Origin of the sequence: Escherichia sp. E1V33 (genome assembly GCF_004211955.1) — a bacterium.
In the GTDB taxonomy this organism is placed as follows: Bacteria; Pseudomonadota; Gammaproteobacteria; order Enterobacterales; family Enterobacteriaceae; genus Escherichia.
Map to the genome: position 1 here is coordinate 22,731 of NZ_RHJI01000021.1, position 23,995 is coordinate 46,725.

The following is a 23,995-nucleotide window of genomic DNA, read 5'->3' on the forward strand; positions in this document are numbered from 1 at the left end:
AGGATTGTCCTTCTTACAGGCTATCGATTAACAATTTGCCTTTACGGAACATCATCAGACGCAGGAACACCACCATCAGCGCAGTAATGACTGCTCCCAGCGCGATCCCCGCCATATAGACGCCCAGGTTAGTGACCAGCGGCCATGCCCAGATAGCGGATTCCGGGAACCATTGCACTGCGCCCAGCCAGACAGCGGCGGTTGAGCCGACAATCGCGCCAACCATATAGGACGGAATGGCGGTGATGGGGCTTTCCAGTGCAAACGGAATCGCACCCTCACTGATCCCCATAAAGGCAAGGAACATCGCGGTCTTACCCTGCGGATAAAGTTGTGCGTTGAACAGGCGTTTGCCGGTTAAACGACGGTCGATAATGGTCGCCAGACCCAGACCAATCGGCGGAATAACGATAGCGATAGAACGTGCGGTGACCGGTAATACGTGGTCAGTGGTAAAGCTGAAGGCAACAAAACCTGCGGCTTTGTTGATCGGGCCACCAAGGTCGATTGCTGTCGCCGCGGCGATCCCCATTGCGTACATCAGCGCGCCCTTCTCACCTGCGGCAGTCAGCACGGTACGGATACCGCCGTTGATCCAGCCACCAAATGGGGTGATGACGTAGTACATCGCCAGCATGACAAAAATAGCGGAAAGAATCGGTAGCAAAAATGTGGTTTTGAACGCTAACAGGAAATCCGGTAACTGGATTTTCTGGTTCATCCACTTCACAAGGTAACCCGCGACGATAGAAATAATCAGCGCACCAATGAAGGTAGACGGGACTGGTGAAGAAGTCGCCCATTGCATGGTGCTGGGATCGAAGTTCAGCAGTTGCGTTGGCTGAGTAGACATCAAGCCGCCGATAAAACCAGCCGGAAACGCCAGTTTGCCGCCGATAGAGTTCGCCACAAAAGCGGCAAACATCGGAATGGCAAAACCAAACAACACGCCGCCGAAGGACTGTGACAGCCAGGCAAATTTCAGTAAGGAGAGGTCGAAACCGGAGAATTTCCCGCTATTAAGAGCATCCATGATGCCAATATCAGCAGGAATTTTAAGCCAGCTATAAGCAATCAGCTGGCTGAAAGCGAGGATCACACCGCCCATAATTAAGGTCGGCACCATGCGTGAAATCCCTGACATCACATGCTGCGGAAGTTCACCCCAGAAGCTGGTTTTAGAGGCCTGCGGATTCTTAACTGCCGCTGCCGCACCGGATGCGCCAGGCACAACGGTTGCACTGCGTTTTTTAATGGCCATAACAATTATCCCTGTCGAATATTACTGTTGTTCAGCGGCAAGCATCTCTTCGATTTCTTTGATGATGCCCGCAGCGTTTTTAATTGCGTCCTGCAAAGTAATTTCATAAACGTCGCGAGATTCGAAACGTTCGTTATCTTCCGGGGTAACTGCCACGGAGTGGATGATGATGGTCGCTTCGGCAATATCCTGCGCCGTCAGACGGTTCTGGATGCCATCCGCGCCCTGAGTTTCAATTTTCACTTCATAGCCAGCTTCTACCGCCGCTTCTTCCAGCGCCTGGGCGGCCATAAAGGTGTGAGCCAGCCCCATCGGGCAGGCACATAAGGCAATCAGTTTCTTACTCATCGTTATTTCCTCGTTCGTTTATAGTTGACGAGTGAAATTATGAACGTGCAAAACAAATTGCCGTTACCAGACAAATAATGCATTTACTGGATAATTAATCCCGCAGTGCGGAAGTGTGACGCAGGTCGGCCTTGTGAGGAGACACAAAGTGATTTGTTTTTTAACTAATTGATTAAAAAAGAAAACGGGAGGAAAACCTCCCGTATTAACAGGAAGGAATCAGAGAATGTGGCCTAAGGTCTGGCGTAAATGCGCGCCGGAACCGAGAAGGCCCGGATTGTCATGGACGATGAGATATACCGGAATATCATGGACATAATCTTTAAAGCGGCCTTTGTCTTCAAAAGCGGCACGGAATCCCGAGGCTTTAAAGAACTCAAGGAAGCGCGGCACGATACCGCCCGCAATAAACACGCCGCCAAATGTCCCGAGATTGAGCGCCAGATTGCCGCCAAAACGGCCCATAATGACGCAAAACAGCGACAACGCACGGCGGCAATCGGTGCAGCTGTCAGCCAGCGCGCGTTCGGTAATATCTTTTGGCTTGAGATTTTCTGGCAGGCGGTTGTCGGCTTTAACAATTGCGCGATACAAATTCACCAGTCCTGGGCCAGAAAGCACGCGTTCCGCCGAAACATGACCAATTTCCGCACGCAATATTTCGAGGATAATGGCCTCTTCTTCACTATTCGGCGCAAAATCAACGTGACCGCCTTCGCCCGGCAAGCTTACCCAACGCTTATCGACATGGACCAGATGCGCAACCCCAAGCCCCGTTCCGGCACCGTAAACCGCAATAGGCTTACCTTCTATCGGCTCTGTGCCACCAAACTGAATCAGATGCTCTTTTTTCAGCATCGGAATCGCCATCGATACAGCGGTAAAATCGTTAATAATTTCCAGATGGCTAAAACCGAGATTCTTTTTCATTTCGGCAATTGAGAACGCCCAGGTATGGTTGGTCATTGCCACCCAGTCACCGGTAATTGGGCAAGCGATGGCAATACAGCCGTCTTTCACCTCGACCTTATGTTCTTCAAGATAAACGCGAATGACCGCTTCGAGGCTGGGGTAATCAAGCCCTGAATAGGTCTTAGCCTGCGAGATTTCACCACTGGCAATATCACACAGAGCAAGACGTGCGTTGGTGCCGCCCACATCACTGACTAATGCATACTTTGTCATTCTTCAACTGCTCCGCTAAAGTCAAAATAATTCTTTCTCACACTGTAAATTCATGGGGGCATAACAACAACGCCGTAAAGGCGGGCTCCCTGTAAATATCGATCTGGGTCACACATTTACTTTATCGTTTCAGCACCAATTGCAGCGATGTCTTTATGCAAGCTGGGCAAACTAAATATCTGAACCCGCATAAAGGAATAGAACATGCTCCATCCGCGAGCCAGAACCATGTTGTTATTATCGCTCCCCGCCGTGGCAATTGGGATTGCGTCCAGTCTTATTCTGATGGTGGTAATGAAAATCGCCTCGGTATTACAGAATCTGCTCTGGCAACGACTGCCGGGAAGTCTGGGGATAGCCCAGGATTCACCGCTCTGGATCATCGGGATTTTAACGCTGACAGGGGCTGCTGTAGGGCTAGTCATCCGTTTCAGCCGGGGTCATGCGGGGCCAGATCCTGCCTGTGAAGCGCTGATTGGCGCGCCAGTTCCCCCCTCTGCGCTACCAGGACTGATCGTAGCATTAATTCTCGGTCTTGCTGGCGGCGTCAGTCTCGGGCCGGAACATCCCATTATGACCGTAAATATCGCCCTCGCGGCGGCGATTGGCGCGCGTCTGTTACCGCGAGTGAACCGGATGGAGTGGACTATTTTAGCCTCTGCGGGCACCATCGGCGCTCTGTTTGGCACGCCTGTTGCGGCGGCGTTGATTTTTTCGCAAACCTTAAATGGCAGCCATGACGTTCCTCTTTGGGATCGTCTCTTTGCGCCGTTAATGGCGGCGGCGGCTGGCGCGCTAACCACCGGATTGTTTTTCCATCCTCATTTTTCGCTGCCCATTGCTCATTACGGACAGATGCAGTTGGCAGACATCATCAGTGGTGCAATTGTGACGGCGATCGCCATTGCGGCAGGTATGGTTGCAGTGTGGTGTTTCCCACGGGTGCACGCGATGATGCATCTGATTAAAAATCCGGTCCTCATGCTGGGAGTTGGCGGGTTTATTCTCGGTATTCTGGGTGTTATTGGCGGGCCTGTTTCGCTATTTAAAGGGCTGGACGAGATGCAGCAGATGGTGACAAATCAGGCTTTCAGCACCAGCGATTACTTTTTGCTGGCGGTAATCAAACTTGCCGCCCTGGTCATTGCCGCCGCCAGCGGGTTTCGCGGCGGGCGAATCTTCCCGGCGGTATTTGTCGGCGTAGCGTTAGGGTTGATGCTGCATGCGCACGTTCCCGCAGTTCCGGCAGCCATTACCGTCTCCTGCGCTATTCTCGGCCTTGTACTGGTGGTAACGCGCGATGGCTGGCTAAGTTTGTTTATGGCGGCGGTTGTTGTACCTAATTCCACATTGTTACCGCTACTGTGTATCGTCATGCTTCCGGCATGGCTATTACTGGCAGGTAAACCGATGATGATGGTGAATCGTCCAAAGCAACAGCCACCCCACGATAACCTTTAGCAAAAAATGCTCTCCCTTATGATTTAAGAGTTATGGCGATGAAACGGGGCTTTACCTCCCCGTAATATTGCGTTAACAGGCCGCTGACGGCTTCGATCGTGAAGGAGAATAACAATGTTCAGGTCACTGTTTCTGGCGGCCGCCCTGATGGCATTTACCCCGCTTGCAGCAAACGCAGGTGAAATTACCTTACTGCCATCAATTAAATTACAAATTGGCGATCGCGATAATTATGGTAACTACTGGGACGGTGGCCACTGGCGCGATCGTGACTACTGGCACCGTAATTATGAATGGCGTAAAAACCGCTGGTGGCGTCATGATAATGGCTATCACCGTGGCTGGGATAAGCGTAAAGCGTATGAGCGTGGCTATCGCGAAGGCTGGCGTGACCGTGACGATCATCGCGGTAAAGGCCGTGGACATGGGCACCGCCATTAAACGAGTCCGCCAATGGTGCCTGATGCGATGCTAACGCATCTTATCAGGCCTACAAACCAGATCCATTTAACACGTAGGGCGGATCCGCCAATGGTGCCAAATGCGACGCTCATTCAACTACAACCCCAGCGCCGTTCCCACCAACAACCAGATATTCAGCGTTACCACCAGCACCACAATCATCCAGCCGATTTGTTTAACCCATTTGCTATTCACCAGATCGCCCATCAACTTGCTATCACTGGTGAAAATCAGCAGCGGCACCAGCGCCAGAGCAATACCAAAACTGAGCAGCACCTGACTCATAACCAGAATCCGTGTCGGATCCAACCCCATCAGAATGACAATAAATGACGGCAGCATGGTTACCGTACGGCGTACCCATAGCGGGATATGAAAGCGAATGAATCCCTGCATCACCACCTGCCCTGCTAACGTACCCACTACCGTTGACGAAAGCCCTGCAGCCACCAGACTTAAACCAAAAACCGTTGCCGCAGCATTGCTTAACAGCGGTTGCAGCGTCAGGTAAGCCTCATCAAGATCGGCAACACCAGTATGACCAGAAAAATGAAACGCTGCGGCGGCCGTTGCCATCATCGCCAGATTGACAAAGCCAGCGATGGTCATGGCAATCGCCACATCCCATTTGGTCGCAGAGTAACGTTGCTGGCGTGAACCACCGTGTAGATGTTGGGTGAGCGAAGAGTGAAGATAAATCACATGCGGCATAATCGTCGCCCCTAACACGCCAGCCGCCAGGAAGACCGCTTCCGAGGTCGGTAAACTCGGTATCGCCATACCTTTGCTCAACTGCACCAGATTCGGTTGGGAGAAAATCAGCTCAACAATGTAGGCCGCCGCGACAAACAACAGAAGCCCACCAATCACTTTCTCCAGCGGTTTTTGCCCGCGACGTTGCAGCATTAAAATCAGGAAAGTAGCGATACCTGTCAGCACCGCCCCCTGCAATAAAGAAACCCCAAGAATGAGTTTGAAACCGATCGCTGCGCCAATAAATTCCGCCAGATCGGTCGCCATCGCAATAATTTCCGCCTGGACCCAATAGAACCACACTACGGGACGCGGATAGTGATCACGAATCTGCTCCGCCAGGTTTTTACCCGTGGCAATCCCGAGTTTGGCCGAGAGGATCTGAATCAGCATCGCCATCAAGTTGGCCCAGACGACCACCCACAGCAGTTGATAGCCGAAGCTGGCGCCCGCCTGAATATTGGTCGCAAAGTTACCGGGATCGATATAACCAATCGCCGCAATGAACGCAGGTCCCATTAATGCGAGCCTCATCTTGCGCGCTGCCCGACCGCTGCTACTCTCAACGCGATAGTTCGTCATCTTGTGCCTCTAAAACATAGCCTTTGCTATGTTTCATGCTATGTCAAACGAGAATGATTATCAAATTCATTTAAATGGATTGTGGTGATTTCTCTGATAGACCGGGATTATGACTACGAAAAGATTGATGATTTGAATGTTATTATTATGTTTAATGTTAGCACATTTACATAACTTTCAGCTTCCATACACAACATAGCAGAAATGTATGACAGGTCACTATTTTTGAAGCTTGTCACAGGACGTCATTATAGTGTGTGTCAGATCTCGTTTTCCTTACCCATGTTACATAGAATGTGCACGGAAATTTAACCTGCCTCATATTTGGAGCAAATATGGACCGCGTCCTTCATTTTGTACTGGCACTTGCCGTTGTTGCGATTCTCGCACTGCTGGTAAGCAGCGACCGCAAAAAAATTCGTATCCGTTATGTTATTCAACTGCTTGTTATCGAAGTGTTACTGGCGTGGTTCTTCCTGAACTCCGACGTTGGTCTGGGCTTCGTGAAAGGCTTCTCCGAAATGTTCGAAAAACTGCTCGGATTTGCCAACGAAGGGACTAACTTCGTCTTTGGTAGCATGAATGATCAAGGCCTGGCATTCTTCTTCCTGAAAGTGCTGTGCCCAATCGTCTTTATCTCTGCGCTGATCGGTATTCTCCAGCACATTCGCGTGTTGCCGGTGATTATCCGCGCAATTGGTTTCCTGCTCTCCAAAGTCAACGGCATGGGCAAACTGGAATCCTTTAACGCTGTCAGCTCCCTGATTCTGGGTCAGTCCGAGAACTTTATTGCCTATAAAGATATCCTCGGCAAAATCTCCCGTAATCGTATGTACACCATGGCAGCAACGGCGATGTCCACCGTTTCTATGTCCATCGTTGGTGCATACATGACCATGCTGGAACCGAAATACGTGGTTGCTGCACTGGTACTGAACATGTTCAGCACCTTTATCGTGCTGTCGCTGATCAACCCTTACCGTGTTGATGCCAGCGAAGAAAACATTCAGATGTCCGACCTGCACGAAGGCCAGAGCTTCTTCGAAATGCTGGGTGAATACATTCTGGCGGGCTTCAAAGTGGCCATTATCGTTGCCGCGATGCTGATCGGCTTTATCGCCCTGATCGCAGCACTGAACGCTCTGTTTGCTACCGTGACCGGCTGGTTTGGCTATAGCATCTCCTTCCAGGGCATTCTGGGCTACATCTTCTATCCGATTGCATGGGTGATGGGTGTTCCTTCCAGTGAAGCACTGCAAGTGGGCAGTATCATGGCGACCAAACTGGTTTCCAACGAGTTCGTTGCGATGATGGACCTGCAGAAAATTGCTTCCACGCTCTCTCCGCGTGCTGAAGGTATCCTCTCTGTGTTCCTGGTATCCTTCGCTAACTTCTCTTCTATCGGGATTATCGCGGGTGCAGTTAAGGGCCTGAACGAAGAGCAAGGTAACGTAGTTTCTCGCTTCGGTCTGAAACTGGTTTACGGCTCTACTCTGGTGAGTGTGCTGTCTGCTTCAATCGCAGCACTGGTACTGTAAGACCATACATAAAAAAGCCGGGGATAATTCCCCGGCATTTTTACGCCTGTTAATCAACTAATGGCTGTGGGCGACCAATTAAATACCCTTGCAGATATTGCACCCCGAGCTTATGCAATAGCGCCTGCTGCTGTTGCGTCTCGACAAACTCTGCGACCACACTCAATGACTTCGCTTTCGCCAGATCGGTAATTGATCTCACTATCATCGCATCCAGTGTATTCGTGACGATATCCTTAACGAAGACGCCATCAATCTTGATGATATCAGCCTGCAAACGCTTTAACCGTTCGTAGTTGGCATAGCCTGTGCCAAAGTCATCAATTGCAATACGGAAGCCAAACTTATGCAGTTGTTCGATGTTGTACATACTGCTTTCTGCGTTAGAAAACGCCTGCTCCTCGGTGATCTCAATAATCACAGTCTCCGGGGAGACGCGGTAACGCTTAAACAGACGAATAATCCGCCCGGCGATATTCTTTTGCAGCAGAGTGAGCGGCATTAAATTGACTGAAAAGCGCGGGCCTTTCTTGTCGCAAGGGTGAGTTGCCAGCCACTTCAACAGGGATTCCAGCACCTGTAAATCGAATCGCGCGCTAAGGTTAAATTGGGCAATAAGCGGCAAAAATTTATCAGGCGTCATTATGCCGCCTTCGTATTTCAGACGCGCAAGGATTTCATCGTAACCTTCTCCATCCTTGTTGCGAATTGGTTGGGCATAGAGCAGCAAATCGCCCTTATCTAACGCCTTACGGATAGTATTGAGTAACAACACCTGTTTGGTTGTCTGCCCGGATACAATCTCCTCTCGATTATCCAACGCCAGCACGTGATGATGAACGCAGGATTGTTCTGCCAACCAGCTTAACTGTCCCAGCATTGGCTGCAGGGTATCCTGATTACCGTCAAAACGTCCCCAGGCAGCACCATAGCCCATATCCAGCCCGGTGTTATTCCAGTGGATTTGCCGACTATTGAGAACGTTAACCATATGCTGTAACCGCCCTTCCGTTTCCGGCCCGGTCAGTACCAGTAACAATTCGCTCCCCGGCAATTGATACAACTTTTCGTTTTCCTGCATCAACGGCAGCAATGTACGGTAAATTGAGCGGATACAATGAACGCGCATCACTAACCCGTAATGGCGACTCATAAACTCAAGATTATCAATGCGCAGACAGCAAAAACTCTTACCAGCCTCTTGCTCCGGCGATTGCTCCAGTGCACGAAAGTTGGGTAATAGCGTTAACGGATCGGTCAGCGCCTGCAAATGCCAGCGACGGTTAAGCCATTCGCTCCGATAATAAATGCGTACCATGTAAAGCAAGCAAACGCTAAAGGAAATCAGAACCGCGAGAATAAATGCCAGCGAATATTCTGTTTCCACCCCTTGTAAAAAATTCTGGTTGTAATTCAGGAGGAAAAGCGTCGATACAGCCCAGGTAAGATTTAAAAACGGATAGCTAAGTTTACCGACACCAAGGGTAAAGATGATAAAGAAAACAGGTACCAGGTAACCGGCGATAAAGTCGTTTTCATAAGGTGTGCACATCAACAGCAGCAGAACGCTAAGAGCCGCCAGCCAACTTAAGGTAAATGTACGTTTCTCTTTACTCAGCGACGGTGCAATATCTCTGCGCCACAATATCTGCGCAAAGTGAGGACTTACAATCATGCGAGTGAGATAGTAAAAGAGCATGTTGTAAATCAACACGGCGGTGAAAAGGCTTAGTAAATCAACGACCGTGAAAATGGCATCCGCATCACCGAAAAAAGTCGATATCTTTAGCGGGAAATCAAAGAAGCTCCCCACAAGATACATGCTGCATTTGATGCCGAAAGGCGTCACCAAACCAAGCCAGAAGAGACGTTTCCAGACGTTTCGGGTGGTCAATCCATAGCGCCAACGCGTTCCCAACTGCCAGCGTAATATTGCACATGCACACAGTACAGCGAACGTCTGGCTGCCAAGCATGACGGCGGTTTGCAAAAATGAGAGATGAAAATTCCACAGATTGGTGCAAAACATTCCACATAAAACGGGAACGACACCGCGCCAGCCGAAGATAAAGAATATTGATAGCATTACGCACAGTGGCATCCACGCCAGAAAGATATAGCTGGAATGGATAACAGCAAGTGGCGAGATAAAACGGGATAGCTGAATAAGTACCACGGTGAGCGTAAACGCTAGTGTAAATATCTTGATATTTTTTATCAGGTTATGCTCCACAAACATGAGTACACTACTCTCACTGATCGGGGTTTTAAGGCATACAAATAATATGTTTATTCGCATCGCGAAGCAAACAGGGGCCGGCCTGTTGCCGATATTTCATCCAATGAATTTTCCACCAGGCGATACTAACCTGGGGCGTAAACTGTATTACAAAAGCGGCAAAAAGCAGAGACAAAAAACCCCCGCTTCGCAGCGAGGGTTTGAAATTTGGTGGAGCTAAGCGGGATCGAACCGCTGACCTCTTGCATGCCATGCAAGCGCTCTCCCAGCTGAGCTATAGCCCCACGAGTCGTTTACGTACCAAATTTGCTGGGTGCAAAATTTGGTGGAGCTATGCGGGATCGAACCGCAGACCTCCTGCGTGCAAAGCAGGCGCTCTCCCAGCTGAGCTATAGCCCCATCACGTAAAGCTTGTCGAGTTGACGGGCGGCATCATATGAATTCCGCCCGAATGTGTCAACGGCAAATTGCAAGGCGTAGTTTCAATCGCTGAAAAATCAGGCAAATGAACTATTTTGGATAGTCGCTCGCATTCAGTAGTTATTCCTGTCACGGTTTCTTGTAAAGTGGTGTTATAAAATGAACCACTAATAGACCCGCAATCATTCAGGGAATTGTTATGTTCAAGGAGATGATGACGCCAGATGAACTTGCCAGGCTGACCGGTTATAGCCGCCAGACCATTAATAAATGGGTACGCAAGCAAGGCTGGACGACATCACCAAAACCAGGTGTCCAGGGTGGCAAGGCCCGACTGATTCACGTCAATAAACAAGTTCGTGAATATATTCGCAATGCAGAACGCCATGACGATCAGAGAGAAGCACCTGAACTGTCTGGCGATACGCCGCTTGAGGCACTGCTGGTGACACTGGCGAAAGAGATGACGCCTCTTGAACAAAAACAGTTTACATCCTTGCTTCTGCGGGAAGGGATTATCGGATTATTACAACGCTTAGGGATTCGCGACAGCAAATAATATGAAAAGATTACGCAATAAAATGACCACCGAAGAGATGGCGGAATGCCTCGGTGTGGCTAAACAAACTGTTAACCGCTGGATCAGAGAAAAAGGCTGGAGAACGGAAAAATTTCCCGGCGTGAAAGGAGGTCGTGCCAGACTTATTCTGGTCGATTCGCAGGTTTGCGAGTTTATTCAGAATACGCCTGCGTTCCATAACACACCAATGTTGATGGAAGCTGAAGAGAGAATTGCTGAATACGCTCCTGGAGCACGCGCCCCGGCGTATCGACAAATCATCAACGCGATAGACAATATGACTGACATTGAGCAGGAAAAAGTCGCGCAATTTTTGTCACGTGAAGGAATTCGCAATTTCCTCACCCGTCTCGATATTGACGAATCAGCATAAATAAAAAAAACGGCAGGATATTATCTCCTGCCGTTTATCTTTTTATATGCTAATTACTGCTGGTTTTCGCGTTCAGCAATAAAGGCCAGCGCTTTGTTGATGCGCTCAATGCTACGTGTTTTACCGATCGCATGAACGGTAACATCCAGTGCCGGGGACTGCCCTGCACCGGTTACGGCTACACGCAGCGGCATACCAACTTTACCCATGCCCACTTCCAGTTCATCCGCCGTTGCCTGAATCGCGTGATGAACATTTTCAGCGGTCCAGTCAGAGATAGCAGACAGTTTATCGCGCACGACCTCCAGCGGCTGACGCGCTACCGGGCGCAGATGTTTTTTCGCTGCATCTGCATCAAACTCCGCAAAATCTTCGTAGAAATAGCGGCAGCTTTGCGCCATCTCTTTGAGCGTTTTGCAGCGTTCGCCCAGCAGTTTCACCAGCTCAGCAAGCTGCGGGCCGTTACGGGTATCGATATTTTCCTGCTCGATGTGCCACTGTAAGTGGGTAGCCACATACTCCGGCGGCAGCGCGTTAATATAGTGATGGTTCAGCCACAGCAGTTTGTCAGTGTTGAATGCACTGGCAGATTTGCTGACGGCATTCAGGGTGAAGTACTTGATCATCTCTTCACGGGTGAAGATTTCCTGATCGCCGTGGGACCAGCCCAGACGCACCAGATAGTTCAACAGTGCTTCTGGCAGATAACCGTCATCACGATACTGCATTACGCTGACTGCACCGTGACGTTTGGACAATTTTTTACCGTCATCACCGTTGATCATAGAAACGTGCGCGTAAACCGGTACGGGCGCGTTCAGCGCTTTCAGGATGTTGATCTGGCGCGGCGTGTTGTTGATATGGTCTTCACCACGGATGACGTGAGTAATTTCCATATCCCAGTCGTCGACAACCACACAGAAGTTATAGGTCGGAGAACCATCGGTACGGCGGATAATCAGATCATCCAGCTCCTGGTTGCTGAACTCGATCGGACCACGGATCTGATCGTCAAAAACAACGGAGCCTTCCTGCGGGTTAGCAAAACGTACAACGCACGGTTCATCATCAGCGTGATGTTCATGGCTATGGCGGCAGCGGCCGTCATAACGCGGCTTCTCTCCTTTTGCCATCTGCTCTTCACGCAGCGCTTCTAAACGCTCTTTAGAGCAATAGCATTTATAGGCAGTGCCCTCTTCCAGCATCTGATCGATCACCGCATTGTAGCGATCAAAACGTTTGGTCTGGAAGTACGGGCCTTCATCCCACTCCAGACTCAGCCAGTTCATGCCATCCATAATGGCTTCGATAGCTTCCGGCGTGGAACGCTCAAGATCGGTGTCTTCAATACGCAGCACGAACTCACCGCCGTGGTTACGTGCAAAAAGCCAGGAGTAAAGAGCAGTACGCGCGCCGCCAACGTGCAGATAGCCTGTTGGGCTTGGCGCGAAGCGAGTTTTGATTTTCATGAAATGGCCTTACGTTTAGAAAGATGCCGACAACCGGCAAATCCTGGAAAAATTGAGTGGGCGATATTCTATCACTCCCGCCTGATTCCTCAATGTAGTTCGGGTTGCTACATGATGCATTATTGTTTTCGTTGAGAAATTGCGCAGCACGGCCTGTTTTGCGATCATCTTGCTTAAATTTACGACGAACGAACAATTTCTTTAGAAAATGCGTTGACTCATTTTGAACTCTCCCTATAATGCGACTCCACACAGCGGGGGTGATTAGCTCAGCTGGGAGAGCACCTCCCTTACAAGGAGGGGGTCGGCGGTTCGATCCCGTCATCACCCACCAACTACTTTATGTAGTCTCCGCCGTGTAGCAAGAAATTGAGAAGTGGGTGATTAGCTCAGCTGGGAGAGCACCTCCCTTACAAGGAGGGGGTCGGCGGTTCGATCCCGTCATCACCCACCACTTTCTCGCCAGCTAAATTTCTTGTAACAATGTGAAGTACCGAAGTGGGTGATTAGCTCAGCTGGGAGAGCACCTCCCTTACAAGGAGGGGGTCGGCGGTTCGATCCCGTCATCACCCACCACTTCGGGTCGTTAGCTCAGTTGGTAGAGCAGTTGACTTTTAATCAATTGGTCGCAGGTTCGAATCCTGCACGACCCACCAATGTAAAAAAGCGCCCTAAAGGCGCTTTTTTGCTATCTGCGATATTCAAAAATTCGAACCTGCAGCAGGTTCGAGTTGAGCGTAGCGAAACAACGGAGCCGCTTGCGGCGACGACCCGAAGGGCGAGCGAAGCGAGTCATCCTGCACGACCCACCAATGTAAAAAGGCGCCCTAAAGGCGCTTTTTTGCTATCTACACTCCCCCCCCGACAAAGTCTTTACTGCCGCCTGAGCCAATAATTTCCCATTACCACGCACAAATTGATAAGCAATTCAGTTTTATTTATCAATCAGAACAACGCACAATGAAAGCATCGGTCATCTGGAGTCTTTATGAAACTTTTTCGTATCCTCGATCCTTTCACCTTAACCCTAATCACGGTGGTCTTGCTGGCTTCTTTCTTTCCGGCCAGAGGCGGTTATGTCCCCTTCTTTGAAAATCTGACCACGGCAGCTATTGCGCTGTTGTTCTTTATGCACGGCGCGAAGCTGTCGCGTGAGGCGATAATCGCTGGCGGTAGCCACTGGCGGTTACATTTGTGGGTAATGTGTAGCACCTTCGTACTATTTCCGATTCTGGGCGTACTGTTTGCCTGGTGGAAACCGGTAAATGTCGATCCGATGCTCTATTCCGGCTTTCTCTATTTGTGCATTCTCCCGGCTACCGTGCAGTCTGCAATCGCCTTTACTTCAATGGCGGGCGGTAATGTCGCGGCGGCGGTTTGTTCTGCGTCGGCATCCAGCCTGCTGGGGATTTTCCTTTCGCCGTTGCTGGTTGGTTTGGTCATGAATATCCACGGTGCAGAAGGCAGTCTGGAACAGGTCGGTAAGATTATGTTGCAACTACTGCTGCCGTTCGTGCTGGGACATCTTTCTCGCCCGTGGATTGGTAACTGGGTAGCACGCAATAAAAAGTGGATAGCGAAAACCGACCAGACATCCATTCTTTTGGTCGTTTATACGGCATTCAGCGAAGCCGTCGTTAACGGAATCTGGCACAAAGTCGGTTGGGGTTCGCTGCTGTTTATTGTGGTAGTTAGCTGCGTATTGCTGGCTATTGTGATTGTGATTAACGTCTTTATGGCGCGTCGACTGGGTTTCAATAAGGCGGATGAAATCACTATCGTCTTCTGTGGCTCGAAAAAGAGTCTGGCGAATGGTATTCCGATGGCGAACATTCTGTTCCCCACATCGGTGATCGGTATGATGGTACTGCCGTTGATGATTTTCCATCAGATCCAACTGATGGTCTGCGCGGTGCTGGCGCGTCGTTATAAGCGCCAGACCGAGCAACTACAGGCGCAGCAGGAAAGCAGCGCCGGAAAAGTTTAAAGCGGTCGCTTCAGGGGCTGGACCAGTTGCGTCAGCCCCTCGGTTTTAATCAGCAACGTGATTTGCATTAACTCACCAAGCTTGCCTGCCGGAAACTCATCTTTGCGGGCAAACCACAGCAGATACTCTTCCGGCAGGTCGATTAAGCGACGCCCTTTGTACTTGCCAAACGGCATCACCGTATTGGCAATTTCAATCAGCTGCTCTTTCTCCACCTCAGCTCCCCAGTAAACGCAGCATTTCAGCTTCGTCGATGACTTCAATGCCCAGTTCCTGCGCTTTCGCCAGTTTAGAGCCTGCCGCTTCACCGGCAATCACCAGATCGGTTTTCTTCGAAACGCTGCCCGCCACTTTTGCGCCCAGCTCGACCAGGCGAGCTTTAGCGTCATCACGTGACATCTGGCTTAAGCTGCCCGTAAGCACCACGGTTTTACCAGCAAACGGACTGTCGATCTCTTCCGCGTTGATAACGATCGGCGCAGGCCAGTGAACGCCTTCCGCCAGCAGTTCGCTGATGACATTGCGGTTACTTTCTTCGGCAAAGAAGTTGTGAACGTGAGATGCCACCACAATCCCAACGTCTGGCACCTTTTGCAGCTCTTCAATCGAAGCGGCTTCAAGCGCTTCCAGCGTGCCGAAATATGCCGCCAGACCTGCTGCGGTAGCCTCTCCGACTTCACGGATACCAAGTGCATAGAGGAAGCGGGCAAAGGTAGTTTCTTTCGATTTTTCCAGCGCGTTAACCACGTTTTGCGCCGATTTCGGCCCCATTCGCTCCAGTCCGGTAAGTTTACCTGCGGTGAGTTTGAACAGGTCTGCCGGAGTGTGGACGTATTCTTTTTCAACCAGCTGGTCGATAATTTTGTCACCCATGCCGTCAACGTCCATCGCACGACGGGAAACAAAGTGTTTCAGCGACTCTTTACGTTGAGCACCACAAATCAGGCCACCAGTACAGCGGGCTACGGCTTCGCCTTCTACACGCTCGACGTCGGAACCACATACCGGACAGTGTGTAGGGAACTCTACCGCACGGGTATCATCCGGTCGTTCAGAAAGCACGACGTTAACCACTTGTGGGATCACGTCACCTGCGCGGCGAATCACCACTTTATCGCCAATACGTAAACCGAGACGTTCAATTTCATCGGCGTTATGCAGTGTGGCGTTGCTCACCAGCACGCCTGCAACATGGACAGGTTCCAGACGCGCAACGGGCGTAATCGCACCTGTACGCCCAACCTGAAACTCTACATCGCGCACAAAAGTCATCTGTTCCTGCGCCGGGAATTTAAACGCAACAGCCCAGCGAGGGGCGCGGGAAACAAAGCCAAGTTGCTCCTGCTGCGCCAGCGAGTTGACCTTAATGACTACGCCGTCAATATCAAAGCCCAGCGTCGGGCGGTCTTCTTCCACTTTGTGGTAAAACGCCAGCACGTCTTCTGCTGATTCACAAAGCGTTACTCGATCGCTGACAGGTAATCCCCACGCTTTAAACTGCATTAAACGGCCCAGATGAGTGTCCGGCAGCTCGCCACCTTCCAGTACGCCAACGCCATAGCAGAAGAAAGTAAGCGGTCGCTTCGCAGTAATACGCGGATCAAGCTGGCGCAGAGAACCAGCCGCCGCATTACGTGGGTTAGCAAACACTTTACCGCCCGTGCGTCGCGCCTCTTCGTTAATCTTCTCAAAGCCCGCCTGCGGCAGGAACACTTCACCACGCACTTCCAGACGTGCTGGAATATTCTCACCACGCAGTTTCAACGGAATGGCGCGAATGGTACGCACGTTCGACGTGATATCTTCCCCAGTGGTGCCATCGCCACGGGTCGCCGCGCTTACCAGAACACCATTCTCATACAGAATGCTGACGGCAAGCCCATCGAGCTTTAACTCGCAGCACCAGGTTAATTTTTCGTTGCTTTTCAGACGATCCTGTACGCGTTTGTTGAAGGCGAGAAAACTCTCTTCATCAAATACGTTATCCAGCGATAGCATTGGCACTTCATGACGGATCTGGCTAAAGGCTGCCAGCGGCGCAGCACCTACACGTTGGGTAGGTGAATCAGGGGTAATCAGCTCTGGATGTTTGGCTTCCAGCTCACGCAACTCGCGCATCAGCCTGTCGTATTCAGCGTCGGGAATTTCCGGCGCATCCATCACATGATAAAGATATTCATGGTGGCGAAGCGTCGTTCGCAGTTCTGTCAGTTGTTGTTCGATTGATTCCATATCGCACCATCAATGCTAAAAACCCCCGACAAGCGGGGGTTCGAAAAGAAGTTAATTTGCCTCAAGTGTATCAGGCGTTGGCGTCTTTGACTTCGCGGATGATGTCCTGATACTCGCGCAGTTTCTGCGGAGTCATCATACGGCGCTGATCGTCAAGCACTACGCCGCCAACTTCATCGGCAATATGCTGCGCGGATTGCAGCATCAGTTTGAAGTTTTGCAGTTCATCACCGTAAGACGGCACCTGCATGAAGATGGTGACACCCGGCGTTGTGAAATCCTTCATTTCAGGATCAAAGGTTCCCGGTTTCACCATATTCGCCAGGCTGAATAACGCCGGGCCGCTGCCATCCGGGCTAAGATGGCGATGATAAATATTCATATCGCCAAAGATAAAGCCCGCCTGCTGAATGCTATTAAGAAGCAGTTCACCGTTCAGCTCGCTACCGTGATGCGCCGCGACGTTCATGATGATCACCGCTTCTTTGCGCTTCGGCTTATCCACCACAGGCGCTGGTTCAGCTACCGGTTCAGGCTGCGGTGCCGCTACAGGTTCCGCGGTCTGGAAAGCCGGCTGCGGAGCTGTAGGCACCTGCGAAGCAACCGGCTGTTCAGGCTGCGGCGGGTAAGCCGGCTGCTGTACTGGCTGCGGTTGTTGCACTGGCTGCGGTTGCTGAACAGGCTGCGCTGAATGCGGAGCATGTTGCGGCGGTACCTGCGCTTCAGGCGGCTGCTGGACCGGTTGACGCGGTTGCGCAGACGCATAAGGCGGTTGGTACTGGTGTTGCGGCGACGGACGAGCAGCCTCATGCTCCTGGGCGTTAGCCGGGGCATGATTTACGCGGTGAACACGAACCTCACCAACGCCCTCATCATCTTCGACATCCTCGTCATAAGAATCGTCGTCACGTTTTGACTTCATTCGTTTTAGTGGCCGATCGCGAAACATAGAAGATCGTTCTTTACGGCTGGTCCAGAAACCATGTACCAGTAAAGCGATTATGGCGATCGCGCCAACAATGATTAATATCAGACGCAAATCCTGCATCATTATATTCTCTGTTGTTCTAACACCTTGCCACCACGGCAAACATTTACTCACTAAGAGTATTTGTCGATTACCTCAAGTGCAAGTGCACTATTAACTTTCACAGCACAAAGATAGATGAAATTGTGCTTTTTGCTGTTTTTTCGAACATATCCTAACTGTCCATTGCGCAAATACCCGGTAAAATACGCAGAACTTTCCTGGGATTGGTCAAAAGGAGCATATCCTGATTATGGTTTCAACATTCACATCTGCCTCACGCAGCGGTTTTTACTATTTTGCGCAAGGCTGGAAGCTCGTCTCGCAACCTGGGATTCGCCGTTTTGTCATCTTACCGCTGTTGATCAATATCTTGTTGATGGGAGGCGCGTTCTGGTGGCTCTTTAGCCAACTGGATGTTTGGATCCCGTCGTTAATGAGCCACGTACCTGACTGGCTGCAATGGTTGAGCTATTTGCTGTGGCCTGTAGCGGTTATCTCCGTACTACTGGTTTTTGGCTATTTTTTCTCCACTATCGCCAACTGGATTGCCGCACCATTTAACGGTTTGTTGGCTGAACAACTGGAAGCAAGACTGACTGGCGCTACGCCACCGGATACCGGTATTTTCGGCATCATGAAAGATGTGCCGCGGATTATGAAACGTGAATGGCAAAAGTTTGCCTGGTATCTGCCGCGCGCGATTGTATTGCTGATCCTTTACTTCATTCCTGGCATTGGGCAAACCGTCGCTCCGGTGCTGTGGTTCCTGTTCAGCGCCTGGATGTTAGCCATCCAGTACTGCGACTATCCGTTCGATAACCACAAAGTGCCATTCAAAGATATGCGCACTGCCCTGCGCACGCGTAAAATCGCTAATATGCAGTTTGGTGCTTTAACCAGCCTGTTCACGATGATCCCGGTACTCAACCTGTTCATCATGCCGGTGGCCGTTTGTGGCGCTACGGCGATGTGGGTCGATTGCTACCGCGCGAAACATGCCTTGTGGCGGTAACAATTTACCGATTATTTTGTAAACATTATGTGTGGAACAGGGGTGGCTTATGCCGCCCCTTATTCCATCTTGCGAGTCATTATTTCCCTTCTGCATATAGATATGCTAAATCCTTACTTCCGCATATTCTCTGAGCGGGTATGCTACCTGTTGTATCCCAATTTCATACAGTTAAGGACAGGCCATGAGTAAGATTTTTGAAGATAACTCGCTGACTATCGGTCATACACCGCTGGTTCGCCTGAATCGCATCGGTAACGGACGTATTCTGGCGAAGGTGGAATCTCGTAACCCCAGCTTCAGCGTTAAGTGCCGTATCGGTGCCAATATGATTTGGGATGCCGAAAAGCGTGGCGTGCTGAAACCTGGCGTTGAACTGGTTGAACCAACCAGCGGCAATACCGGGATTGCACTGGCATATGTGGCTGCCGCTCGCGGTTATAAACTCACTCTGACCATGCCGGAAACCATGAGTATTGAACGCCGCAAGCTGCTCAAAGCGTTAGGCGCCAATCTGGTGCTAACCGAAGGCGCGAAAGGGATGAAAGGAGCGATTCAAAAAGCGGAAGAAATTGTCGCCAGCAATCCAGAAAAATACCTGCTGCTGCAACAATTCAGCAATCCGGCAAACCCGGAAATTCATGAAAAAACCACCGGTCCCGAGATCTGGGAAGATACCGACGGCCAGGTCGATGTGTTTATTGCCGGGGTAGGCACTGGCGGTACTCTGACCGGCGTCAGCCGCTACATTAAAGTCACCAAAGGCAAGACTGACCTCATCTCTGTTGCCGTAGAACCAACCGACTCTCCGGTTATTGCCCAGGCGTTGGCAGGTGAAGAAATCAAACCAGGGCCGCATAAAATCCAGGGCATCGGCGCAGGCTTTATTCCTGCTAACCTTGATCTCAAACTGGTCGACAAAGTTATTGGCATCACCAATGAAGAAGCCATCTCTACTGCGCGTCGCCTGATGGAAGAAGAAGGCATTCTTGCCGGGATCTCTTCCGGCGCGGCTGTTGCTGCGGCGTTGAAACTACAAGAAGATGAAAGCTTTACCAATAAGAATATTGTGGTTATTCTACCATCATCGGGTGAGCGTTATTTAAGCACTGCACTGTTTGCCGATCTCTTTACTGAGAAAGAATTGCAACAGTAATGCCAGCTTGTTAGAAATGCGTAAAAAAGCACCTTTTCAGGTGCTTTTTTGTGGCCTGCTTCAAACTTTCGCCCCTCCTGGCATTGATTCAACTTGTCGGAACTGGTATTTAACCTGACTAATTATTTTGATGCGCGAAATTAATCGTTACAGGAAAAGCCTTAGCTGAATCGATTTTATGATTTGGTTCAAGTCTTCCTTTAGCGGCATAATGTTTAATGACGAACGAAACGTCAGCGGCCAACATCCGCCAGCAATGGACTGTATAGAGCACTTCGTGCGTCGCGTCTGTTAAAACTGGCGCTAACAATACAGGCTAAAGTCGAACCGCCAGGCTAGACTTTAGTTCCACAACACTAAACCTATAAGTTGGGGAAATACAATGTTCCAGCAAGAAGTTACCATTACCGCTCCGAACGGTCTGCACACCCGCCCTGCTGCCCAGTTTGTAAAAGAAGCTAAGGGCTTCACATCTGAAATTACTGTGACTTCTAACGGCAAAAGCGCCAGCGCCAAAAGCCTGTTCAAACTGCAGACTCTGGGCCTGACTCAAGGCACCGTTGTGACTATCTCTGCAGAAGGCGAAGACGAGCAAAAAGCGGTTGAACATCTGGTTAAACTGATGGCGGAACTCGAGTAATTTCCCGGGTTCTTTTAAAAATCAGTCACAAGTAAGGTAGGGTTATGATTTCAGGCATTTTAGCATCCCCGGGTATCGCTTTCGGTAAAGCTCTGCTTTTGAAAGAAGACGAAATCGTCATTGACCGGAAAAAAATTTCTGCCGACCAGGTTGATCAGGAAGTTGAACGTTTTCTGAGCGGTCGTGCCAAGGCATCTGCCCAGCTGGAAACGATCAAAACGAAAGCTGGTGAAACGTTCGGCGAAGAAAAAGAAGCCATCTTCGAAGGGCATATTATGTTGCTCGAAGATGAGGAGCTGGAGCAGGAAATCATAGCCCTGATTAAAGATAAGCACATGACCGCTGATGCAGCTGCTCATGAAGTTATCGAAGGTCAGGCTTCTGCCCTGGAAGAACTGGATGACGAATACCTGAAAGAGCGTGCGGCTGACGTACGTGATATCGGTAAGCGCCTGCTGCGCAACATCCTGGGGCTGAAGATTATCGACCTGAGCGCCATTCAGGATGAAGTAATCCTGGTTGCCGCTGACCTGACGCCGTCTGAAACCGCACAGCTGAACCTGAAGAAGGTGCTGGGTTTCATCACCGACGCGGGTGGCCGGACTTCCCACACCTCTATCATGGCGCGTTCTCTGGAACTACCAGCCATCGTGGGTACCGGTAGCGTCACCTCTCAGGTGAAAAACGACGATTATCTGATTCTGGATGCCGTAAACAATCAGGTTTATGTCAATCCAACCAATGAAGTTATTGATAAACTGCGCGCCGTTCAGGAGCAAGTTGCTTCTGAGAAAGCAGAGCTTGCTAAACTGAAAGATCTGCCAGCTATTACGCTGGACGGTCACCAGGTCGAAGTGTGCGCTAACATCGGTACTGTTCGTGACGTTGAGGGTGCAGAGCGTAACGGCGCTGAAGGCGTTGGTCTGTATCGTACCGAATTCCTGTTCATGGACCGCGACGCGCTGCCAACTGAAGAAGAACAGTTTGCTGCTTACAAAGCGGTGGCTGAGGCGTGTGGCTCACAGGCAGTTATTGTTCGTACCATGGACATTGGCGGCGATAAAGAGCTGCCGTATATGAACTTCCCGAAAGAAGAAAACCCGTTCCTCGGCTGGCGTGCTATCCGTATCGCGATGGATCGTAAAGAGATCCTGCGCGATCAGCTTCGCGCTATCCTGCGCGCCTCTGCTTTCGGTAAATTGCGCATCATGTTCCCGATGATCATCTCTGTTGAAGAAGTGCGTGCACTGCGCAAAGAGATCGAAATCTACAAACAGGAACTGCGCGACGAAGGTAAAGCGTTTGACGAGTCAATTGAAATTGGCGTAATGGTGGAAACACCGGCTGCCGCAACAATTGCACGTCATTTAGCCAAAGAAGTTGATTTCTTTAGTATCGGCACCAATGATTTAACGCAGTACACTCTGGCAGTTGACCGTGGTAATGATATGATTTCACACCTTTACCAGCCAATGTCACCGTCCGTGCTGAACTTGATCAAGCAAGTTATTGATGCTTCTCATGCTGAAGGCAAATGGACAGGTATGTGCGGTGAGCTTGCTGGCGATGAACGTGCTACACTTCTGTTGCTGGGGATGGGTCTGGACGAATTCTCTATGAGCGCCATTTCTATCCCGCGCATTAAGAAGATTATCCGTAACACGAACTTCGAAGATGCGAAGGTGTTAGCAGAGCAGGCTCTTGCTCAACCGACAACGGACGAGTTAATGACGCTGGTTAACAAGTTCATTGAAGAAAAAACAATCTGCTAATCCACGAGATGCGGCCCAATTTACTGCTTAGGAGAAGATCATGGGTTTGTTCGATAAACTGAAATCTCTGGTTTCCGACGACAAGAAGGATACCGGAACTATTGAGATCGTTGCTCCCCTCTCTGGCGAGATCGTCAATATCGAAGACGTGCCGGATGTCGTTTTTGCGGAAAAAATCGTTGGTGATGGTATTGCTATCAAACCAACTGGCAACAAAATGGTCGCTCCGGTTGACGGCACCATTGGTAAAATCTTTGAAACCAACCACGCGTTCTCTATCGAATCTGATAGCGGCGTTGAGTTGTTCGTTCACTTCGGTATCGACACTGTTGAACTGAAAGGCGAAGGCTTCAAGCGTATTGCTGAAGAAGGTCAGCGCGTGAAAGTTGGCGATACTGTGATTGAATTCGATCTCCCGCTGCTGGAAGAGAAAGCCAAGTCTACCCTGACTCCGGTTGTAATCTCCAACATGGACGAAATCAAAGAACTGATCAAACTGTCCGGTAGCGTGACTGTGGGTGAAACTCCGGTTATTCGCATCAAGAAATAATTCTTGCCGCAGTGAAAAATGGCGCCGATGGGCGCCATTTTTTTATGCTTCCGTCAGGGGCGGCAAAATCAATTCATCACTACCATGCTGCTGGGTATAGCGCATCACCTCCAGCACGCGTAATCCTGCGCTATGTACCGCGTCAGCTAATTCCTTACCTTTCAACAAACCACTGATAAGCTGGGCGCAAAACAGATCGCCTGTTCCTTTAAGGTCCGTCTTTACCCGAGAATGGGAAATGACATTCACGCTGTCGGCACTGACCACCACCACCTGCATCTCCTGATTTTCTTCGTTACCGGAGGCGCTGGTAATAACCACCCATTTTAAGGTGTCTGAAAGCAAACTTTTTGCTGCTGCAATGGCACTGTCGAGATCGCGGCAGTTTTTACCGGTCAGGATTTCTAGCTCAAAGATATTTGGCGTAATTCCCTGCGCCAATGGCAACAAATATTGCCGATATGCCTCCGGAAGATCAGGTTTGACGTAGATACCGCTATCAATATCGCCAATGACCGGATCGACCATAATCAATAAGTCAGGATGGTTTTCGCGTAATACAGTCAACCACTCGGCAAGAATTTTGATTTGCGACGCGGTTCCCATATAACCCGTGGTGACAGCACGCAGCTGGCGCAGTGCATCGCGCTCCTGCAGTGCGCGTAAATAGCCGCTAAACCATTCGTCCGGAATCGCACCACCGTAGAACGTGTCATAATGGGGCGTATTGCTGAGCAACACGGTCGGCACGGCAAAGACATTCAGGCCGTTCTGTTTAATAGCAGGCACGGCGATGCTGTTGCCTACGCTGCCATACACCACCTGCGACTGCACCGCGACAATATCCGCCTGCAACGCTCTGCTCTTATCGTTAAACAACAACAAACTACTCATTTAATTTTTCTCCTTGCCGATGATCCTCATCGCATCCCAACCGAAACTTTA

Annotated in this window: 21 protein-coding genes, 6 tRNA genes and 1 other RNA gene; 16 read left to right on the forward strand and 12 right to left on the reverse strand. The window is 50.3% G+C overall.

The features are described from left to right. Positions 1–13: 13 nt before the first annotated feature. The 3 genes from D9742_RS18640 to glk all read right to left on the reverse strand — a co-directional run bounded on the left by D9742_RS18640 (position 14) and on the right by glk (position 2,794). Entirely contained in the window at positions 14–1,261 is a 1,248-nt protein-coding gene (locus tag D9742_RS18640; protein WP_130237844.1) for a PTS fructose transporter subunit IIC, read from the reverse strand. A 21-nt stretch (positions 1,262–1,282) separates the two neighbouring features. Continuing rightward, positions 1,283–1,609 (reverse strand): PTS fructose transporter subunit IIB, encoded by a 327-nt coding sequence (locus D9742_RS18645; protein ID WP_130237845.1) that lies wholly within the window; start codon positions 1,607–1,609, stop codon positions 1,283–1,285. 219 nt (positions 1,610–1,828) lie between these two features. Beyond that, positions 1,829–2,794 (reverse strand): glucokinase, encoded by a 966-nt coding sequence (gene glk / locus D9742_RS18650; protein WP_130237846.1) that lies wholly within the window; start codon positions 2,792–2,794, stop codon positions 1,829–1,831. A 204-nt stretch (positions 2,795–2,998) separates the two neighbouring features. Between glk and D9742_RS18655 the strand changes: the two genes are divergently transcribed. Continuing rightward, complete coding sequence (locus tag D9742_RS18655; protein ID WP_130237847.1) at positions 2,999–4,255, forward strand: ion channel protein; 1,257 nt, start codon at positions 2,999–3,001, stop codon at positions 4,253–4,255. 114 nt (positions 4,256–4,369) lie between these two features. Continuing rightward, positions 4,370–4,696, forward strand: coding sequence for a DUF2502 domain-containing protein YpeC (gene ypeC, locus D9742_RS18660; protein WP_130237848.1), 327 nt, complete (start codon positions 4,370–4,372; stop codon positions 4,694–4,696). A 117-nt stretch (positions 4,697–4,813) separates the two neighbouring features. On the opposite strand, the gene D9742_RS18665 is transcribed toward ypeC, so the two are convergent. After that, positions 4,814–6,052, reverse strand: a complete 1,239-nt coding sequence (locus tag D9742_RS18665) for an Nramp family divalent metal transporter (RefSeq protein ID WP_130216878.1) — start codon at positions 6,050–6,052, stop codon at positions 4,814–4,816. Positions 6,053–6,387: 335 nt separating this feature from the next. Between D9742_RS18665 and nupC the strand changes: the two genes are divergently transcribed. Further along, the gene (gene nupC, locus D9742_RS18670) at positions 6,388–7,590 is read left to right on the forward strand and encodes a nucleoside permease NupC (RefSeq protein ID WP_064526382.1); all 1,203 of its coding nucleotides are present in this window, start codon (positions 6,388–6,390) and stop codon (positions 7,588–7,590) included. A 49-nt stretch (positions 7,591–7,639) separates the two neighbouring features. Here nupC and D9742_RS18675 read toward each other — a convergent pair whose 3' ends face one another. From D9742_RS18675 to D9742_RS18685, 3 genes are all read right to left on the reverse strand, one after another. Further along, the gene (locus D9742_RS18675) at positions 7,640–9,829 is read right to left on the reverse strand and encodes a sensor domain-containing phosphodiesterase (protein WP_130237849.1); all 2,190 of its coding nucleotides are present in this window, start codon (positions 9,827–9,829) and stop codon (positions 7,640–7,642) included. Positions 9,830–10,037: 208 nt separating this feature from the next. Next, positions 10,038–10,113, reverse strand: a tRNA-Ala gene (locus D9742_RS18680). Positions 10,114–10,152: 39 nt separating this feature from the next. Beyond that, a tRNA-Ala gene (locus D9742_RS18685) sits at positions 10,153–10,228 on the reverse strand. Positions 10,229–10,448: 220 nt separating this feature from the next. Between D9742_RS18685 and D9742_RS18690 the strand changes: the two genes are divergently transcribed. Then, positions 10,449–10,808: a YfeC-like transcriptional regulator gene (locus tag D9742_RS18690; RefSeq protein WP_130237850.1), complete on the forward strand. Its 360-nt coding sequence runs from the start codon at positions 10,449–10,451 to the stop codon at positions 10,806–10,808. A 1-nt stretch (position 10,809) separates the two neighbouring features. After that, positions 10,810–11,202, forward strand: coding sequence for a YfeC-like transcriptional regulator (locus tag D9742_RS18695; protein WP_130237851.1), 393 nt, complete (start codon positions 10,810–10,812; stop codon positions 11,200–11,202). A 53-nt stretch (positions 11,203–11,255) separates the two neighbouring features. On the opposite strand, the gene gltX is transcribed toward D9742_RS18695, so the two are convergent. After that, positions 11,256–12,671 carry a glutamate--tRNA ligase gene (gene gltX / locus D9742_RS18700; protein ID WP_130237852.1) on the reverse strand — a complete coding sequence of 472 codons (1,416 nt, stop codon included), beginning with the start codon at positions 12,669–12,671 and terminating at the stop codon, positions 11,256–11,258. A 258-nt stretch (positions 12,672–12,929) separates the two neighbouring features. On the opposite strand from gltX, the gene D9742_RS18705 reads away from it, so the two are divergent. The 6 genes from D9742_RS18705 to D9742_RS18730 all read left to right on the forward strand — a co-directional run bounded on the left by D9742_RS18705 (position 12,930) and on the right by D9742_RS18730 (position 14,658). Continuing rightward, positions 12,930–13,005 (forward strand) — tRNA-Val (locus tag D9742_RS18705). 44 nt (positions 13,006–13,049) lie between these two features. Beyond that, positions 13,050–13,125 (forward strand) — tRNA-Val (locus tag D9742_RS18710). A 46-nt stretch (positions 13,126–13,171) separates the two neighbouring features. After that, positions 13,172–13,247: transfer RNA gene (locus D9742_RS18715), tRNA-Val, on the forward strand. A gap of 4 nt (positions 13,248–13,251) precedes the next feature. Next, a tRNA-Lys gene (locus tag D9742_RS18720) sits at positions 13,252–13,327 on the forward strand. A 24-nt stretch (positions 13,328–13,351) separates the two neighbouring features. Next, a non-coding RNA gene (locus D9742_RS18725) (RtT sRNA) lies at positions 13,352–13,483 on the forward strand. Between the two features lie 176 nt (positions 13,484–13,659). Then, positions 13,660–14,658, forward strand: a complete 999-nt coding sequence (locus tag D9742_RS18730; RefSeq protein ID WP_130237853.1) for a bile acid:sodium symporter family protein — start codon at positions 13,660–13,662, stop codon at positions 14,656–14,658. Here the strand turns inward: D9742_RS18730 and D9742_RS18735 are convergent. The 3 genes from D9742_RS18735 to zipA form a co-directional block, all read right to left on the reverse strand. Then, positions 14,655–14,873 (reverse strand): DUF3820 family protein, encoded by a 219-nt coding sequence (locus tag D9742_RS18735; RefSeq protein WP_111948453.1) that lies wholly within the window; start codon positions 14,871–14,873, stop codon positions 14,655–14,657. The genes D9742_RS18730 and D9742_RS18735 overlap by 4 nt on opposite strands. Before the next feature lies 1 nt (position 14,874). Continuing rightward, entirely contained in the window at positions 14,875–16,890 is a 2,016-nt protein-coding gene (ligA, locus tag D9742_RS18740) for an NAD-dependent DNA ligase LigA (protein WP_130237854.1), read from the reverse strand. A gap of 70 nt (positions 16,891–16,960) precedes the next feature. Further along, entirely contained in the window at positions 16,961–17,941 is a 981-nt protein-coding gene (gene zipA, locus D9742_RS18745) for a cell division protein ZipA (protein WP_130237855.1), read from the reverse strand. Positions 17,942–18,170: 229 nt separating this feature from the next. On the opposite strand from zipA, the gene cysZ reads away from it, so the two are divergent. The 5 genes from cysZ to crr all read left to right on the forward strand — a co-directional run bounded on the left by cysZ (position 18,171) and on the right by crr (position 23,050). Then, positions 18,171–18,932 (forward strand): sulfate transporter CysZ, encoded by a 762-nt coding sequence (gene cysZ, locus D9742_RS18750; RefSeq protein ID WP_130237856.1) that lies wholly within the window; start codon positions 18,171–18,173, stop codon positions 18,930–18,932. Between the two features lie 184 nt (positions 18,933–19,116). Then, positions 19,117–20,088, forward strand: coding sequence for a cysteine synthase A (gene cysK, locus D9742_RS18755; RefSeq protein WP_130237857.1), 972 nt, complete (start codon positions 19,117–19,119; stop codon positions 20,086–20,088). Positions 20,089–20,470: 382 nt separating this feature from the next. Further along, positions 20,471–20,728 carry a phosphocarrier protein Hpr gene (gene ptsH / locus D9742_RS18765; RefSeq protein WP_000487600.1) on the forward strand — a complete coding sequence of 86 codons (258 nt, stop codon included), beginning with the start codon at positions 20,471–20,473 and terminating at the stop codon, positions 20,726–20,728. A gap of 44 nt (positions 20,729–20,772) precedes the next feature. After that, complete coding sequence (gene ptsI / locus D9742_RS18770) at positions 20,773–22,500, forward strand: phosphoenolpyruvate-protein phosphotransferase PtsI (protein WP_000623129.1); 1,728 nt, start codon at positions 20,773–20,775, stop codon at positions 22,498–22,500. Positions 22,501–22,540: 40 nt separating this feature from the next. Next, on the forward strand, positions 22,541–23,050 hold the full coding sequence (gene crr / locus D9742_RS18775; RefSeq protein WP_000522254.1) for a PTS glucose transporter subunit IIA: 510 nt from the start codon (positions 22,541–22,543) through the stop codon (positions 23,048–23,050). A 42-nt stretch (positions 23,051–23,092) separates the two neighbouring features. On the opposite strand, the gene pdxK is transcribed toward crr, so the two are convergent. After that, positions 23,093–23,944: a pyridoxine/pyridoxal/pyridoxamine kinase gene (pdxK, locus tag D9742_RS18780; protein WP_130237858.1), complete on the reverse strand. Its 852-nt coding sequence runs from the start codon at positions 23,942–23,944 to the stop codon at positions 23,093–23,095. Between the last annotated feature and the right edge of the window lie 51 nt (positions 23,945–23,995).